The 16,966-nt window shown below is 60.0% G+C and carries 13 protein-coding genes; 5 read left to right on the forward strand and 8 right to left on the reverse strand.

The genetic code is table 11. The annotated features are described in order from the left end of the window. Positions 1-44: 44 nt before the first annotated feature. From FRZ32_RS02355 to terL, 4 genes are all read left to right on the forward strand, one after another. Complete coding sequence (locus tag FRZ32_RS02355) at positions 45-1,583, forward strand: DNA modification methylase (protein ID WP_158635806.1); 1,539 nt, start codon at positions 45-47, stop codon at positions 1,581-1,583. Further along, entirely contained in the window at positions 1,576-1,986 is a 411-nt protein-coding gene (locus FRZ32_RS02360) for a DUF5681 domain-containing protein (protein WP_147041990.1), read from the forward strand. Before FRZ32_RS02355 ends, FRZ32_RS02360 begins: the two co-directional genes overlap by 8 nt. Continuing rightward, the gene (locus FRZ32_RS02365) at positions 1,979-2,455 is read left to right on the forward strand and encodes a hypothetical protein (RefSeq protein ID WP_147041991.1); all 477 of its coding nucleotides are present in this window, start codon (positions 1,979-1,981) and stop codon (positions 2,453-2,455) included. Before FRZ32_RS02360 ends, FRZ32_RS02365 begins: the two co-directional genes overlap by 8 nt. Positions 2,456-2,523: 68 nt before the next feature. Continuing rightward, complete coding sequence (terL, locus tag FRZ32_RS02370; protein WP_158635807.1) at positions 2,524-3,417, forward strand: phage terminase large subunit; 894 nt, start codon at positions 2,524-2,526, stop codon at positions 3,415-3,417. A 15-nt stretch (positions 3,418-3,432) separates the two neighbouring features. Here terL and FRZ32_RS02375 read toward each other — a convergent pair whose 3' ends face one another. Both FRZ32_RS02375 and FRZ32_RS02380 read right to left on the reverse strand, forming a co-directional pair. Continuing rightward, positions 3,433-4,530 (reverse strand): PDDEXK family nuclease, encoded by a 1,098-nt coding sequence (locus tag FRZ32_RS02375; protein WP_147041993.1) that lies wholly within the window; start codon positions 4,528-4,530, stop codon positions 3,433-3,435. Then, positions 4,530-5,384: a hypothetical protein gene (locus FRZ32_RS02380; RefSeq protein ID WP_147041994.1), complete on the reverse strand. Its 855-nt coding sequence runs from the start codon at positions 5,382-5,384 to the stop codon at positions 4,530-4,532. Before FRZ32_RS02380 ends, FRZ32_RS02375 begins: the two co-directional genes overlap by 1 nt. Positions 5,385-5,504: 120 nt before the next feature. Between FRZ32_RS02380 and FRZ32_RS02385 the strand changes: the two genes are divergently transcribed. Continuing rightward, positions 5,505-5,708 (forward strand): helix-turn-helix domain-containing protein, encoded by a 204-nt coding sequence (locus FRZ32_RS02385; RefSeq protein WP_147041995.1) that lies wholly within the window; start codon positions 5,505-5,507, stop codon positions 5,706-5,708. Between the two features lie 27 nt (positions 5,709-5,735). On the opposite strand, the gene FRZ32_RS02390 is transcribed toward FRZ32_RS02385, so the two are convergent. From FRZ32_RS02390 to FRZ32_RS02415, 6 genes are all read right to left on the reverse strand, one after another. Continuing rightward, positions 5,736-5,924: a hypothetical protein gene (locus FRZ32_RS02390; protein WP_147041996.1), complete on the reverse strand. Its 189-nt coding sequence runs from the start codon at positions 5,922-5,924 to the stop codon at positions 5,736-5,738. Between the two features lie 258 nt (positions 5,925-6,182). Continuing rightward, positions 6,183-7,739, reverse strand: a complete 1,557-nt coding sequence (locus FRZ32_RS02395; RefSeq protein ID WP_147041997.1) for an argonaute/piwi family protein — start codon at positions 7,737-7,739, stop codon at positions 6,183-6,185. After that, complete coding sequence (locus FRZ32_RS02400; protein WP_158635808.1) at positions 7,736-9,115, reverse strand: toll/interleukin-1 receptor domain-containing protein; 1,380 nt, start codon at positions 9,113-9,115, stop codon at positions 7,736-7,738. The genes FRZ32_RS02395 and FRZ32_RS02400 overlap by 4 nt, the downstream gene beginning before the upstream one ends. Before the next feature lie 103 nt (positions 9,116-9,218). After that, a complete protein-coding gene (locus tag FRZ32_RS02405) occupies positions 9,219-12,515 on the reverse strand; it encodes a DUF499 domain-containing protein (RefSeq protein ID WP_147041999.1) in 3,297 nt (1,098 codons plus the stop codon). A gap of 13 nt (positions 12,516-12,528) precedes the next feature. Further along, on the reverse strand, positions 12,529-15,318 hold the full coding sequence (locus tag FRZ32_RS02410) for a DUF1156 domain-containing protein (protein WP_147042000.1): 2,790 nt from the start codon (positions 15,316-15,318) through the stop codon (positions 12,529-12,531). 7 nt (positions 15,319-15,325) lie between these two features. Next, positions 15,326-16,957, reverse strand: a complete 1,632-nt coding sequence (locus FRZ32_RS02415; RefSeq protein WP_147042001.1) for a hypothetical protein — start codon at positions 16,955-16,957, stop codon at positions 15,326-15,328. Between the last annotated feature and the right edge of the window lie 9 nt (positions 16,958-16,966).

Below are 16,966 nucleotides of genomic sequence, written 5' to 3' on the forward strand. Positions count from 1 at the left end.
GACTCATCCATGGAGGGAACGGTCGGCTTGGATTGCGCTTTGGCGTGGTCGAGCTTTCGTTCCTTCAAGCGAAGCCGCCTCGCGAAAGCGTTGGCGGTTTTTTGTTTGGATGGGTCGATATGGGAACGAAGAGACGACTGGAACGAGATCAGGCTTTCAAAAGTCAAAAGCTTGCGAAGACGGCGCAGCGGCGGCACAAGCTCGAGGCCGAGCGCGAGATTTCGGAACGGGTTGGCAGCAATCGCCGGAATGACCTCCTGCCAGAATTGCGATTGCAGTACATTGCCCTCGCGGAGCTGCGCCCCTCTCCGCATCGTTCGCGGCGATCGACGGTGGAGCACGTCGGACGGCTGACGGCGTCCATCTCCGATCTCGGATTCACGGTACCGATCCTCGTTCGCGAAACCGAGATTGTCGATGGTCGCATCCGGGTCGAGGCGGCCACGCGCTTAGGCCTGGACCGCGTCCCCGCCATCGAAGTCAGCCATCTTTCGTCCGCGGAAATCCGTCAGCTGAGGCTCACCCTCAATCGTACGGCGGAAATGGGCGAATGGGATCTGGACCAGTTGCGCATCGAGATCGCGGATCTGATCGACCTCGATGTAGACCTGTCCTCGACCGGTTTCAGTATCCAGGAGCTGGATATCATCCTGCTCGACGAGAACGATGAGCACAGCGAAGCCGACGATCAGCTTCCTGATGCCGCCGGGCCGCCAGTGACACGGACGGGTGATCTGTGGCTGCTGGGCGATCATCGAATCATCTGCGGCAACGCGCTGGATTCCGATGTTCACGCCACGTTACTTGATGGACGAACCGTCCACCTGGTGCTCACCGATCCGCCTTATAACGTCTCGATCCCCGGCAATGTCAGTGGCCTGGGTAAGCAGAAGCATGCCGATTTCGCCATGGCTTCGGGCGAGATGAACGATGCGGAATGGCAGGCCTTCCTTGACAGGGTCCTGATGCTGCTTGCGGCACCGCTCATCGAGGGCGGCATTATTTTCGCTTTCATGGATTGGCGATCGATCCACCGCCTCTACACGGCTGGTTTCGCGGCCGGGCTCAACCTCGTCAATCTGGTCGTCTGGTACAAGGAAGCCGGCGCCATGGGCGGCCTCTATCGTTCGGCGCACGAACTGATTGCGCTCTTCTGCAAGGGCAAGATCCCCCGGACCAACAATGTCGAACTCGGCCGGCATGGACGCAACCGCAACAATGTGTGGATTGCGCCAGGCGCCAACAGGCGTGGTTCCTCCGCCAACCAGATGCTGGAGTTCCATGCCACGCCCAAACCCGTGGAATTGTGCGTCGATGCCATTCTCGACGTCAGCCAGCGCGGGGACACTGTCCTTGATATCTTCCTCGGCAGCGGCACGACCCTGATCGCAGCGGAAAAGACAGGCCGTGCCTGCCGCGGCATAGAGATCGAGCCGCGCTTCGTGGACGTCGCTATCCGCCGCTGGGAGCGGCTGACCGGCCAGGAGGCCGTTCTCGCCGAGACCGGTGAGACATTCGCGCAGATGAACGAAATCCGGGAACAGGAAGCCGCCGATCAGCAGTCGGAGGCGGGCCATGACTGACGACGAATTTCCGTCTGACGCCGAAGACCAGGAGGTATCCTACGACGTCGGTTATAAAAGACCCCCCAAACACAGCCGATTCAAGAAGGGCAACAAACAGGGGAAAGGACGGCCGCGCGGATCCCGGAACATGAAGTCCATCGTGCGCGATGTGCTCGAAGACAAGATTCCGGTGAAAATCAACGGTAAAACCCGCAAGGTCTCACCCGTCGAGCTCGGCCTGCGGCAATTGGTCAGGAAGGCCAATGCGGGTGACCTTAAGGCCATCTCTCAGGTCCTGACGCTCGGTGAACGCTACAGTCCACCTGATGATGACGCCCCCATCCCTGAGGAGGAGGCCGCCTACGCTCTTGAAACGATAAAACACTATTTGTTGATGCAGGGGGATTTTGGCGATGAATGATCAGACGCTCGTGGCACTCGATCCCCGCCGGATCGCGGCCACTGTTCGTGCGCTGGCCCGCGAAGATTTGAGCGTGTTCGTGCAGGAAGCGTTCCCTATCCTGCACAACGAAGAACTTCTTCGCAACTGGCACATCGACGCCATATGCCATGAACTGATGCGGCTGGCTGAAGGCGACAACCGGCGCCTCCTCATTACGATGCCCCCACGGACAATGAAGAGCTTCATTAGCAGTGTGTGCTTTCCCGCGTGGCTTCTGGGCCGCAATCCCGGCGAAAAGATCATCTGCGTGTCCTATGCGCATGATCTGTCCAAAGAATTTGGGGGCCAGACCCGCAAGTTGATGGAATCCGATTGGTATCGGCGTATCTTTCGAGATACCCATATCGATCGCAAACGGGCCAGCGTGGATAAACTGACCACGACACGGGGGGCTACCGTTATGCCACCTCCACCGGCGGAACGCTGACAGGGCGAGGCGGTGCATTCATCATTATCGACGATCCCATAAAGGCCGCCGATGCCCACTCTGAAACCATGCGTGAAAACGCCGTCAGGTGGTTCAAGAGCACGGTCCTGAGCCGCCTCAACAACCCGAAGAAGGGCAAGATCGCGGTCATAGCTCAACGTCTCCACATGGAAGACTTACCCGGCCAGCTGATTGCTCACGGTGGCTGGCATGAACTCCGCTTACCGCTCATCGCCGACAGGGATCTCGAAATCCCGGTGTCGAAGAGCGCCTACATCGATTTCTACGCCGGGCAGATCCTCCATGAATCACGGTTTGACGAGGAAGAAATCGTCCAGCTTCGGGCGCTCATGGGTGAGCGGGATTTTGAGGCTCAGTATAATCAGCGCCCGATGCCACCGGGCGGCGCCCTGTTCAAACTGCAGTGGCTCTCACGTTATGATGAGCGGCCACCGGCGCGCAAAGTTCAGGGCATATTCCAATCCTGGGATACCGCCTATGATATTCAGGACGGCAATGATTACAGCGTATGCACGACATGGGCGCTGTCCGGGAAGGACTGCTATCTGCTGGACGTCTATCGGAAACGCTTGGAATTCTACGCTCTCGAGCAGGCTGTCCTTACCCAGCGGAAGAAATGGAAAGCTGACCTCGTGATCGTTGAAAAAGCGGGATCGGGTATCAGCCTTTATCAGAACATCCGTCGGGCGGGGCATCAATGGATCGATGCGAAGAAGCCGGAAGGATCCAAGGAAGACAGGGCATCCCAGCAATCGCCCAAGTTCGAACGCGGGGAGATCTGGGTTCCCCGCGAAGCTCCCTGGCTCCAGACCTTCGAGGACGAATTGGCCAGCTTCCCGCACGGCAAACACGACGATCAGGTCGATAGTGTAGTCCAGTTCCTGGCTGCTCTCGATACGGGCCAATTGCTCCGGCTGGCCAATCACGCCCGGCGGCGCTGACACATGGACGGATCATTATCGGATATGATCCAGCACCCTCGCCATCCATTGCTCCACCGCTGCGGCAATGGATGGCTGGGCCAAAAGGGCGACGGGAAATGCCGGATAGCCTTTCGTGTTCATCGTCTTCAGGGGACCGACGATTTCGACGAGTTCGTCCAGCAGGCCTATGCGGACATTCTCGTCCTGCAGCCCTTCACGCGCGTGGATGAAGCGCAGGGTGAATGACAAGTGGGCGTCTTTCCAGAGGTGGAACGGATAGAGAAGCTTGCCGTCATCACCCACGAAGCTTGCATAAATCGAGCCCTGCGAGGAGTGGGTGCCCACTGCACCTCCAAGGCGCTCGATCATGGACATGTAGACGTGCGCGCCCGGGATCACGTCGGCGCCCATCGCTGCCAGATTCCTCTCCAGCCATTCCGGCGGCGAAACCAGTTCCAATGTCGCCGAAGGGCGTTTGGCGGCGGCCGCGCGTTCCGTTTCGCCAATCACCCTCGGGCTGAGTGTGATGGCGCCGTTGCCTCCCGCGAACCATCGCAGCTCCACAGCCCGGACATCGGCGCGCATCTGATCATTCATGAACTCGACGATCCGGGCAAGCTCGCGAGGTATCTGATCGGCGACGAACACAAGCTTGATGCGTCCCGCCTTGAAATTGGCATCGACCTGCTGCCAGAACCGATCGGGATCCTCGTCACCCAGAAAGGCCCTCAACAGTTCCTCCGGCTCCTGCTCCGCCTGCAGGGCGGTTTGCGCAAAGCTGTCGGCGATCCTGCCGGTTTGCCAGTAAGCTGTGGCGTTGGCGGCGTAGTCCAGCATCTGGCCTATGACCTCGCGCCGCAGCCGCGTGTCGACCGCGCGCTTGAGCTCAACCAGAACCGGCACCGCATCACGGGTGACGAAGAGGTGGTCCAGCGACCATCGGCCAGATCCCGTATCACTGTCCGTGATAGCCTGTTCGCGGCGGATCAGCAGCAGCTCCCCATCGCCATCGCTGATCAGCTCAGGATATCGCGCGACCAGCATCTGCATATGATCTTCGTTATCCGGCGCGGAGGGCCGCATGCGCTGGAGCTCGCCATCGGCACCGACCATATAGAGCGACCCGGGCATCATTCGGCATGCCTCCATTCCTCGCGATATTCGCCGACAACCCAGACGAAGCTCTGCAGATCGATATTGTCCCGGGGATTCAGCGCCCGAGTGCTCTTGCGTGTTGTCTCCGTGAGATCGAGCAGGCTCGAATAAACATCGGGATCGAGCGCCGGCTGATAATCATGGGCGAACGGATGCCCGACGCGCTCCGCGAAATCACCGGTGACAACCGGCTTCAGAAACATATGATTTTCCGGGCGCCAAAGGAACGGTAGATAGGTCACCACCGTCCATTTGGCGCAATTATACCGTGCCAAAACAGCGCTCATCATTGCCAGCGCCTGCGCGATGTCATCTGTCGCGAACCGTGCCGCGGCCTGCACGAACGTATCAGCGTCGGGCCCACGCAACAGTGCTTGCAGCCTGGTCTTCTCATAGGGAGACAGGAGGTTTGTTGCTCGGAAGGCGGCCAGCGCCGCCTCACCATAGCCGGTTCCGGTCAACGCCTCGTCCAGCGGCGCCTGCTCGTCGAGCCTGCGCTTCGCCTCGAGCTTGTAATCGCGTTCGCTGTTTTCGAAATGCGCGGACTGGAAACCATCCGGGAAGAAGCTCCGGAAACGGGTCAGCGCCCCCTCAAACCCGAAATAGGCGTCACTGCTCTTGCCGACGAGTACTTTCAGCTCTCGCCATACCGCCTCGGGATCCTCGCCATCGATACGCGCCTTCTGCTTGCTCGCCGTTATCAGCAGGCCAGCGAACGTCTTGCCGATGGTGACCAGTCGGAGGGTGTGCTTACCGATTGTGTCAGTGCGAATGGTCCGGGGAACTCCGACCGGGGATGCGACGGTCGCGCTATCATCATGTGCTGCCATATTTACCTCGTGTCGACGAACAGTGACAGCGACTGACGCTTGTTCACCCTGGCGAAGTCAAGCACGAATGTCACTGATCGTCTGTAGATTGATCGTCGACATGAACGGCACCGTTTCGCTGTGGATGTCACGCAGCGCCTTGCCCATAATCTTCGTCGCTTGCGCCAGCGGAAAGGCTGGTCGCAGGAAGAGTTTGCGTTCCGCGCGGATATTCACCGCACCTATGTCAGCGACCTGGAACGTGGCGCGCGCAATCCCACCATCACCGTCGTGGACAGGCTAGCGATGGCACTGGACGTAAAGCTGGGTGAATTGCTGGATTGAAGGTCGGGACTGGCTTTTCTCGCGACGTCAATTCAACCCTTGGATCTCTCGACGATGATATTCGAGAAATTTGGGATGTGGGAGCAGATCGGCACGACCGGGTAACCGGAGCTTGCCGTCCGGATTGAGCAACCGCGTTCCCGTATCCGCTAAGCGATCACGGGCGACCAACATGGCATAATCATCATCGATTGAGAGCAGACCGCGATCGAACATCCACTGCACCGTGCCAGACAGAACGGTACCGTTTCGAACGCTGCTGGGGCGGGAAGCCATCTAATAACTGCCTGCGGGGGACCCCGCTAGGGGAGAATCAACATGCAAGGCTTTCGAGCGCCACCATCTCACACAGGCACCGGTGCCTTGCCCAACCAATCGAGGCATTTTGTGTCGGCTGATTCAGAGTCAATGGCCCGCTATTTGGTAGTGCGTCGGCTGCAATCTAGAGGATGGCTTGGAACGCGCTCGGCACGCCTACACATAGAACTTGAAAGGCTGTCGCTCTGCGCCGGCGGCGCTTCCCATCGTCAACACCTCACCCACCTTGTCCGCGAAACGAATGGTGACGGGCAATCCGTCGCTGAAATTGCAGGCGTTGTAGTTGATCTTCGTGAGACCCAGGATGTCGGCCAGCACGACTTCGATGGTCGGAAATTCACCGCTCGCGCGCAGCACGGTCACGAACAACGGGTTTGGTGTCTCCGGACCGATATAGGTGTCGATGCGGGGCGCATATCCCGTGGTCCACAGAAACGCATCTTTGTCGCCAAGCCGGATCGCCGTTCCACGAAGGCATGGATAATCGCCATCGCGGAAGAGCTTCGTCTCGCCATGGGTCGATCGGATACGTACACCCACGACATTGGTGCCTTCAGGAGCAGCCTTGCTGAAAGCCTCCCACTCGGCATCGTTGAACTTTGTCCGGCCATGGATGAACAATTCGCTCGGATAAGTCCCGAACCGCTGCTTGTATGTGTCCAAGACGGTCTTGATCAACTTCTCGGCGGCTGAATCACTAAGATGAAATTCCTTATCCTCGGTCTGCCAGGGTCCGTTCGCCCCACGAAAGACAACGCCGTCTCCCTCGCTTAGGAACATCTGCGCCGCGCAGCAGGCGTGATTGTCGGGATGATTCGGAAGGAGTTTGAAGACCAGCCCGACGTAGCAGACGCCCGGCCGCATCCCCGCGATCTTCCAAGGAGGTTCGGCTTGCGTCTTGTAGAACAGGCCTGTCGCCAGGTTCCATGCGACGGTGGCGGAATCCTGGGTGCCTCGCTTCGGATACCCCGCCCTGTTCAGGAATTCGCTGGGAGCGAGTGTCGTCTCGCGAATGAGCTGGGATGTCATTCCCAGCTTCAGCAGCTTCGCTTTGATCTGACGGTGGAAGTCGGGGATGTCGTCGAACACTGCCTCAAGCGTGTCATCAATGACACCCGCCAGCAGTGGAAGGTCGGCGCGCCCCTTCTGGCGCCTGGAGAGTTCCCCTTTGACGAGTTCGAGCTTCCTGCGCTGTCCCGCGACCGGACGGCAGGTCTCGAATACGGCCTCCGGCACGACAAAGATCCAGACATCGACCGTCCGCTCCTCGTTTTTCGCGTGTCGTTCAAGTGGGTCGATGAACAGCTTGGTCGTTGCAGCCACCGCCTCGTGATGGTTCTCGATCGCTATTGCAGCCTGAATTTCCGCCGAATCAAGCTCGTATGCGATCAGGCCTCCCGGATCGGCACGTATCCCGAAAGCCTCTTCGAGGCCGGGAAAGTCGGATAGGTGCAGCCGGAATTCCTTGTCGCGCTTGCCTCGAGGCGGGATCGCAACTGGATTGCTGATCGCTTCGAGCCAGCGACGCAAGAAATCCAGGCCATGCTTTGTGCCGATCGCGCCGATTGTGATCTGCGCCCGATCAGGCGTCGATGCTGGTCCATAGAGCGTTAGGCCATCCTTCGGATGGTCGGAAGTCTGCCCATGCGCAAATCCGAGCGATGGCTCCGGCACATAGAGGACGGGGACGGATTTTTCGGGAAACTCGATCAAACGTCCTCATCCTCATAGTGACCGCCGAGGGTCGTTTCATCAGGCTCTTCGGCATCCTCGCCGAGGCGGTTGGTCTGCCGCGCCGTGACGGGAGCCGTGAACTGAATAGGCATCGCATCAAGTGTGATGGTGCCGCCGGAACCAACGGCGAGGCCGACGTAGGGGCTCTCGCCGGCCAACAGTTCCATGAAGGCCATCACGCGCCCATGCCAGGCCTTGTTGCGCCAAACGGAGCAGACGGAGCGCCGCAAGCGAAACTGAGCCTTCGTGTCGGGAATGACAATCGCCTTGTTGCGCTCGCCTATGTCGGAGAACAGCACGCGGCCTTTCAGGCGCATGTGGGGGTACGGAAAAAGGCTCGGGATGACGCTGACGCCATATTCCCAGATCTTCTTACGAGAGACGCCGCGCAGCATCGAGTTCCGCCGCTCGCCCTGGCGTCCCCAGGAGACGCGCTTCTTAAGGGCCAGCTTGTCCTCTCCAACATGGAAGGACAGGCCGCTCGAGAAGGTATGGGCAAGGAACCCTTCCCGGGCACAATGCTTCTCCCACGCTTGACGCAGGAGGTTCACCATAATGGACTTGGCATCCCGGCTCTCGATCCCGGCATCCGCAGACCCGTTCTCCATGAAATCGAGCATGTCGAAGTCTCGCTCGATGCGAAACGGCCCGACCCGCTCGAAATGCTCCGTCAGATCGAGCGGGTTTGCGAAGGTCAGAAAGCCATCGCCAAATTCGGCCGTCGGGAATTCAAAGGAAGCCCCCAGCTTGCGTAGCAACGCGCTCTCGGCCCGGTTGCGCGGAACCAGATGATTCAGCTTCTCCGGCATCCCCACGATTCGGAGCCAGTTGGACGTCAGAACTTCGGGAGCCGCCTCGATCTCCACGGCATGCCGGCGGAGATACGCATACCACTCGGGCTGGATAATTCCGCCGCCAGCCTTCGGCACCTGCTGCCTTTCAAGCGACTTGAGAAGACTCGCAAGCCCCTTGGCCCAGCCGCCTTCGAAATCGACATACTGGAGACCGCCGATACCGAAGAGCTTCTGAAAAGTGCGAATTTTGAGAGGGATGATGAAATTGGGATCCTGGAGCTGCTTTGTCAGGTCCTCCGCGATTGAGATTTCCTCCCGGACACCCCTTCTGGCGAGGGTTTCGTCGCTACAGCACAGCAACATCTTGATCGCCCTTGTCTGAAGGGCTGCCGTGAGCTTGCCACGCCATTCGTCGCCGGCATCGAGATCGAAGATGTCGGCGAAGACCTTGTAGCCCGCGGCTTCGAGACGTGGAGCGAGCCACAGCACGAACTGGTCGTCGCCGGGCGTCGCCTTGGAAATGAAGATCAGGTCCCGTTCAATCGGCGCGATCGCATTCATCCCTCGGGCTCCCATCCAAACGGACGAGCACGATTAGGCATCCGCTCGCTCTGGCCGAGCGGCGAACATCTTCGGATCGACGGGTGATGGAACGACCTCGCCATCATTCGATCGATTTCTCGACGAAACCGAGCGTATTGGCGTTCTCGACCAGCGTCCTCACCTTGGCGCGCTCAAGCCCGCCCGGGACGTCGGCTTCGATCTCAAGTCTGAGCTTCACCTGACTGCCCGGAAGAGTCGTGAGCTGCTCGACAATCGCCTCAACGACCTGATGGATGTCCCTTGCCGGTCGCTCCGGCGAGATCATGACTGCCCCGGTAAACCGGGTCGGCTTTTTCTCCGGCGCAGGCGAGCCTGGCGTTCCTCCATCCGACTCGCCTCCTGCTTCCGGTGGGTTCCCTCCGGGCGCTTCCGGGCCGCCAGTGGACCCCGGCTGAGCAGGAACCAGCCTATGTGTTTCGGCGACGTCGGGCTTCACGATGACGCTATCGCCATCGATGACCACAACCGCATTGCCGGCGCGCTCGATCGCCAGACCCAGATACGTATCCGTCTTCTCGTCCCACCGCTCGGCATAGGCGAACGGGCCGGGCAACATGCCGCTGATGGACGCCTGCACGGCCTTGGTCAGGACCTCTTGGTTCTTCAGCCGCGGCAGATAGATATAGCGGTTGAGGTATTCCCGCAGATCCTTCAGCGACAGGTGCGGCTTCCCGTTCCAGATGTATTTCTGGAGATCGCGATCGAGACGCGACGGCCCCAGCTCGATGAGCAAGCCTTCTTCAGCCACCAGCTTCTTGCTTGCGCGAGCCAGCAAGCCGTCCTGCGCCGGAATCTTGCCGGACACCCACTCCCAATCCGCCTGGGCGCTCTCCTGAGCCGGATAATGCAGATAGCACCACGCCTCTTTCAGGCGCGTCCTCATCGTATCGTTGGCTTCGGCCAGTTTCGTCTTGGCGAGCGCGCTGTCGCTCTGGGTGAGGTTCAGCCGCTCCGTGTCGCGGACAATCTCCTCCCAGGCGAGGGTGGCGCGCACCGCGTCTTTCAGATGATCGAGCTGGCGGCTTTCCGCAGCGATAAACACCAGCATGTTGCGATAGACGCGCGGCGTGCTGCCGCGCTGCATGAGGATGTCCTTAGCCTCGACGAGCGCTTGAGAGCCGTCGCGCCCGTTGTGCGGATATTTGACGCCCAGCACGACGACGCGCACACCACCCGCTTCGTCAGGGACTTCGGCCGAAGAGGCTGGCGCAACCTGCACGGCGTCGAAATGCCCGCGATCGGCGAGGCCGTTCACATATTTGCCGAGTTCCGCGTCGATCGTCATATCGACCAGCGCCGCCTCGATTTGCGTCGCCTTGTCCGCCGCGATGCGGTTGAGGCTCGCGGACATCGAATACCAGTAACGGCCAAGTTCAGCGTGCATGAACTTGGCCTGGTTGGTGAGCCGCCGCAGCGCGTCCCCGAAGATCGCCGGTCGCTCTCCGGGCTGCACGACGCCGAGATTGATCTGCTTGTCGTCGAGGCCGGTGTTCTGCTGCTGATGCGTTGGCGCGGTCCCCATGAAGATCGCGCGCGCGACACGCCGGGTCGCCGAATAGCGGTTCAAGTTGGGCGCCGACTGATCAATCTTGTAGGGGGTGGACGCCGTACCATCGACATCGCCGGCGATGATCGATTGCCAGCTCACGTCGAGATAGTGGAGCAATTCCGGCTCGACGCGCGGCGAGCTGACCGCGACGCTACCCGGCATGATCATCACCGAGGGATCGCCGTTCATCCAGAGCTCGTGGATGGCCTGCGCCATCAGGCGCAGCACGCCGCGCGTGCGCTGGAATTTCTCAAGCGAGCCCCAACTCGTGTAGAGCTGGTCGAACAATTCGGGGTGGATCGGATAGGCCTTCTCGAGCTTGCGCCGATAGTCTTCGTCCGCGCAGCCCTGCGGGAAGTCGTTGGCGTTGTCCCGATAGAGCTTGGCGAACTGCTTAATCGCGTTGTCGCGGTGATGGAACTTGTCGCCGGGGATGTCCTTGAAGAGTCGTCGCCGGACGATCTCATAGCTCTCTTCCTGGCTCGCCGGCCGCCACGACGATTCTACCCGGCTGAAGGTCTGCTTGAGGCGAGCCAGCGCTTCCTGTCCGCCTTCACCACCCACCTCAATTTGTGAGGCCGGTAAGGAGGCGACCAGCAGCGTGCCGGGGCTCGCCTTGACCGCTTCGGTCAGCGATTGAACGAAGGACAGGTTCGCGTCGAACGATCCGGACGGCAGCCCTTCGACCTTGTAGATCTGCCGCAGATAGGCGACCCATTCGTCGATCAGGATCAAGCACGGCGCATACCTCTTGAAAAGCGCCTCAAGCAGGTTCGAGCCGGGCGCGATGCCGCTGGCGTCATTCTCCGCCACCATCGCATAGGCGTCGGCGCCGCCGAGCTGCCAGGCGAGTTCACCCCAAGTCGTGCGGATTTTCCGCTCGCCCTCGGCATGAAGCACGTCCTGCGGCCCCCGCGACGTGCCGACGAGCACGGCGCGGTTGATGCCCTGCGGCACGCTGAGCCCCTGCTTTTCGAGCAACTGGTCCAGGCCGGAGAGGTCCTGCACCGGCGTCGGCCCCGCCATGTGATAGAGGGCCAGCATCGAGTGCGTCTTGCCGCCGCCGAAGTTGGTTTGCAGTTCGACGACAGGATCGCCGCCGCTACCGGATAGCCGCTTCGCTGCCCCAACCAGCAGCGCGCTCAAGCCTTCGGTCAGATAGGTGCGGCTGAAGAACTGGCGCGGGTCGCGGTATTCCGGTGGCGCGCTGCCCGAATGCACCTTGGCGAGGTCAGCCGCGAACTCGGCCTGCTGGAACTCGCCGGTGGCGACATCCTGGTGCGGCTCGACCACCTCGCGCCACGGCAGAAGCCCCGCCACCGTCTCGACCGAGATTTCGAGGCGCTGGGTTTTCCGCCGCTCCTCATTGCGCTGAAGCTCGGTGAACTTCGTGCGCAGGATGGTGTCACGCATCTTGCCGAGCTGCTCGGCCGTCTCGCCGGCGCTGATCGCCTCCATTAGCCGGCGCATGGAATCGAGCGCGCGCTCGGCGTCGTCGTAGGTGAAGGTCTCGTTGTGCGAGAGCTTGTTACGAACGTCGCCCAGTTCATTGACCAGCGAGCGTTCGGCGCGGCCGAGAACCGCCTTGAACGCCTCGCTCCAGAAGCGATCCATCGCGTTGAACAGCGCAGCCTGATCCCAGCCGACTTCGCCGTTGCTGTTGGGACGCAGGCTCGGCAGCTTCTCCAGAACCTGGACCTGCCAGTGCCCCTTGAGCGAGGTTTCGAGCCGCTTTTCGACGAACGGAATCAGCGCCGAAGGCAGCAGCTCCATCCCTTCAAACACATACTGGCGGGTGCTTTTTGCCACGTTCCGTTCCCCCTTAAATATCCAGCCGGATCTGACGATCGCCGCTCGTGTCGTGGATGGCCGCCGCTGCCTTCGTCAGTTCGGTCCAATCGGCGATCAGGGCGTTGTAGGCTGTGGCCTCCTTCGCATCCTTTCGCTTGTTGGCGCTGATGTCGTAGAGGCAGTAGGCGAGATCCTTCACCGCCTCGGCCTGAATGTTGATCTTCTTCAGCAGGACGGCGGTGTCGTGGGAAATGCCGTCCTTCTCATGCTGCCGGACCAGGTGCTGAAGACATTCCCACACCGTCAGGTGGCGGTCGTCTTCCGGGTCCCAATCGTCGTCGAGTTCATCACGCGAGAGAATGCGGACCTTGCCGGCCGCGCTTTCGACGATGCCCGCGTGCTTGGCGCTATCGACGGAAATACCGCGCGCGCGGGCAAGGTTGTCGGCGACACCGTAGTCTCCCTTGCCGGTCCCGTGCTGCTCGAACCAGGTGATGGCGAACCGCGTGTCCGCGTCGAACTCACCCTGGATGCCGCCGAGAAATTCGTCGAGTTCCCGATTAATGAGCTGAAGTGCGGTCTTCACGCTCATCGGGCTGTCGTCGGATTCAAGAACGGCCTTGTAGCGCGAGAACACGCCCATGCCGGGGCCGATGGCCGATTGCGGCATATCCGCTGGCGCGATGTTAGCTGCCTGAAGCTCGGAGATGGCGGGAGGCAGTTCGCGTTTCAAGGCGCGGATGAACTCGGCGCGGGTAATACTCTCGGCGGTGGTTTCCTTCTTCCGGCAAACAAGAACGACAGAATTTGCGAGCGCATTGGTCCCAGTGGCGATTGTCCGGGCTGAGCGCTCCGTACGGACTGGCCAAGTGCCGACAATTGCATAACCCGCTTCAATCACGGCCTGAAGGAAGGTCGCCCATCCGGTCGAACTCAAGCCGTCTTGCTCAACCTCACTTTGCTTAAAGGCATAGTAGATCGTCGCAGGAAACGACGATGATGATTGACGTGCAAGACTCGAAATCGCCGCCGTCATACCTGTGAGGAAGTGTTCTTCAGCTTTTGCTTTCCCGCCGTGACGATAAGGTGTCGCCACCAACTCATCTTCTTTGGGAACAGAGATGGTGCTTCCGAGGTCAGGATATACGTCTTTGACGTTTCGCCTGAGCCAGACATAGAAATAGTCGGACAGGTCGGCATAACCGATATTGTCGTAGTATGGCGGATCAGTTGAGACTACTGCCCCATCCGGCAAACGCACATTCTGTGCATCGTGCTGAAGCTCAGTGCCGGCGGCGTTTGGCCCTAGACCAGAAAGGGCTTTCCAGACCCAATCGACGGCGCCGAGATAATTTCCTGTGCTATCGCTGAAGATATTGCATTCAGCGAAGTCCCAAGTCATCGGGATCGCCTGTCGAGCAAATGTGAAGCGGATAAACTCCGATGACGACCATGTGGCTATAGAGCTGCCAGCATCGGCAAGCCGATCAATCGCAAACGACAAATACACGCTGACCGCTTCAGCATAAGCTTTGGCGCCATTGCCTCCGTCGCGCAACGGTGTGGGGTCCGATGAGAGGCCATCGGCGATCGCATCCGCCTCGATCTGCGATCGGAGCTCACACATCAGATCGCTAAAAGTATTCAGAGCCACCAGCTGTCGGTCTGTGAACAAATCACCGAAGGTCGTCAGGCCATAATCCACGGTCCAGAAGTTGCGGGGATCGTTCGGCAAGCTGGTTTCCGGTTTCCATTCGGGCTTTGCCGTCAGAGCCAGCGTTTCGTGAGTTTCAGTGGGCGCGACATAGGCCCGGCTGCGATTGCCCTCGGCGACGATGGCGATCAGCGTCTGCCCCATTTTGCCAGCACGCCCACTGCTTTTCACATAGTCGGGGGTGATCGCTGTATCCGACATAAGGCAGCGGAAATTCGCACCGCGACCCGCCTTCGTCCCTTCCTTGGCAGCCGCGATCTCGGCCTTGGTGCCGCCATGCCTGATCCGATAGGAAATGGTCTTCGCCTGCTTATCGACAATAGGCTCGACCCAAGCCTCCTTGCCGGCCTTAGTGCTAAGCAGGAAGCTCGACGCGATCGGCACCTGCACATCGGAGAAAGCCGGATCGGGACTGGGCACCGTTCGCGCCCAGATCCACGCGATCACCGTCCCTTTGCCACCGCCATGCTCCTTCGGCAGGTCCACCTGCGGATAAAGGTGCCCGATGCGCTCCCACGCCTTCTCGCGCATCCATTCGCCATAGTATCTAACGTCCTCTGCGAGTCCCTCGGCATTGCGGTAGAACTGCCGGTCCTTCACGCCGGGATGGATCGGCTCCTTGTCTTTGAACTTCGGCGGAATCTCGATCATCGCCTTGCCGATCATCACCGCGACCGGGTTCAGGTCTGATCCATAGGCGGGCAGACCGAGGCGCTGTGCTTCCAGCGGGATCGATCCGCCGCCCGAAAACGGGTCATAGACCGGCGGCAGTTCGCCGCCGCAGCTCTTGCGGATTTCGGCGCGGGCGCGCTCCAGCACCTCCTCGTTGGTCGAGTTCTCCCACTTCACCAGTTCCTCAATGATGCCAAACAGCCGCTTGCGCTCGACCTCCTGCGCTTCGTGCGTGGGGAATTTCTCAGGGTCGCTCGACGGATCATCTACAAGCTGGGCGAACAGCACCGCGCGGCACGCCGCCAGCGGGCGGCGCGCCCACCACAGATGCAGCGTGGAAGGATGCCCGTGTCGGATCGACTTCTCACGCGCCGAGGCTGCGTTGATCGCTTCAAGCGGAATTGCGACTTCGATGAGTTTCTTCTTATATGTCATTGTGGCCCTACGTGATGTCGTTCTTGAGGTGTCCTGGCAAATATCCGACGACAACACGTCCGGTCTCGGCATCCCAGAAATAATAGAGTCGAAAACCTAGTCTCTCATCACGGCTGTTGCTACCTTTCAGATGCCAATCAAGCTCGCGCGTAGAGTCCTGATAGCGAACGAAATATGCTCCCCCAAAGTTCTTTGCCTTGTTCTCTTGGGCAAAGCATGGAGTATTTTCCAGACCGAGTTCCCCGAGCCTTTGCTCAAAAGCATTCTTGTGCTCGATTCCGCCAATGCGGCGCATGGGGACGTATAGATCCCGCATCATCAGAAGTGCATTGTAGACAAGAGCGACATCCTTGAAGTCCGAGCTTCGGGCAGCCTTGATCGCCTTCGGATGCAGTTCCACTTGGCCACTGAGATGAGCCTGAGCCCAGGTCTCGATCTCCTCCAAGCTTTCCGGCAAAATTGGCGCTGCGCTCTTGGGGCTCTCCGAAAGCACCGCATCGAGACGCGCCTGTAGCGCCATATAGCTCGCCTTGATCTGACGCAGCTCCGACAGAGCCTGTTGCCTCTCGGCGTCGGCGTTCAGCGCCAACTCGAGACTGGCCTCGGCCTCTTGCTTCGCCGCGCGCAACTCCTCGTCTGCAAGCCGCAAAAGTTCGGCGTCTCCTTGCCCTTCGCCTGAAGCGCTTTCACGAGCCCGTTGCGCCGCTATGCGCTTGACGTGCTGAAACGACGGCTGCTCCCGTTCGAGAACATCGCGCGGGCGAGTGATCCGAAGGGCCTGCTCAACGAGGAAATCTGCAAAGGTTGAGCCGACACTATCTCCCCAGTGGGCGATACGTGCGGCCGTCGCGACTGGATGGTCGGTCGGGAGATGTGCGCTTGGGTCAAAGCCGGGATTATAGGTCCGAACTGCCTGGCGATAGACCGAGAACTCTCGGCCCACACGATCCGACAAAGAGAACGCCGCTTTGGATGTAATGACAACGGCATGCACAAATCCGACCGTCCTTCGGATGAAGGGGGGGACAGGAATTGCCGTCTCGTCGGCGTTTTCGCTTCCCTCTGGTGTGGAGAAGACGACAACGGGATGATGGCGATGCGGCGCTTCCAGAAAGGCTACAAGGTCATCGACATCCTGCTCCGACTTCACGAGCCACGGGTCTGCCGATGTCGGGCGGCCATCAAGATAGGCCTCCTGCGTAAACGCGATGCCACGGACGAAATTAGGTATCGATCGCGGAATCGGCTCGGCACTTCCTCGCTGCGCGCAGATGAGACGGACTCCGAAGACCGCTTCCGTCGCGCTTCGCTCCGCGATCCCCACCTCGGTAGTCCAGATGCGCGACGTATCTTTAAGACGCTCGCGTAATCTGAACGCCCAATACCGAGGCTCGTCCAGCTTGATCGCCTCGGCCTGTTCGGAATTGTCCTGGTCGATTTCAAAGGAATCGCCGTCCAAAGCGCCGGCAGGGATATTTCTCAGGTTTCTGCCGGGATCAAATCCCCACTTCAAAACTCGTTTTTGCAGCTCACGGAAAATATCGGGGCCACGAACAACAAGCCCAACCTGCGACGCGATCTGCACGAAGATGCGCCGCTCGGCATCATGAACAGAGATATTCTCAGCAGCCTGCCTCACGTGATCCCT

Origin of the sequence: Sphingosinicella ginsenosidimutans (genome assembly GCF_007995055.1) — a bacterium.
Lineage (GTDB): Bacteria > Pseudomonadota > Alphaproteobacteria > Sphingomonadales > Sphingomonadaceae > Allosphingosinicella > Allosphingosinicella ginsenosidimutans.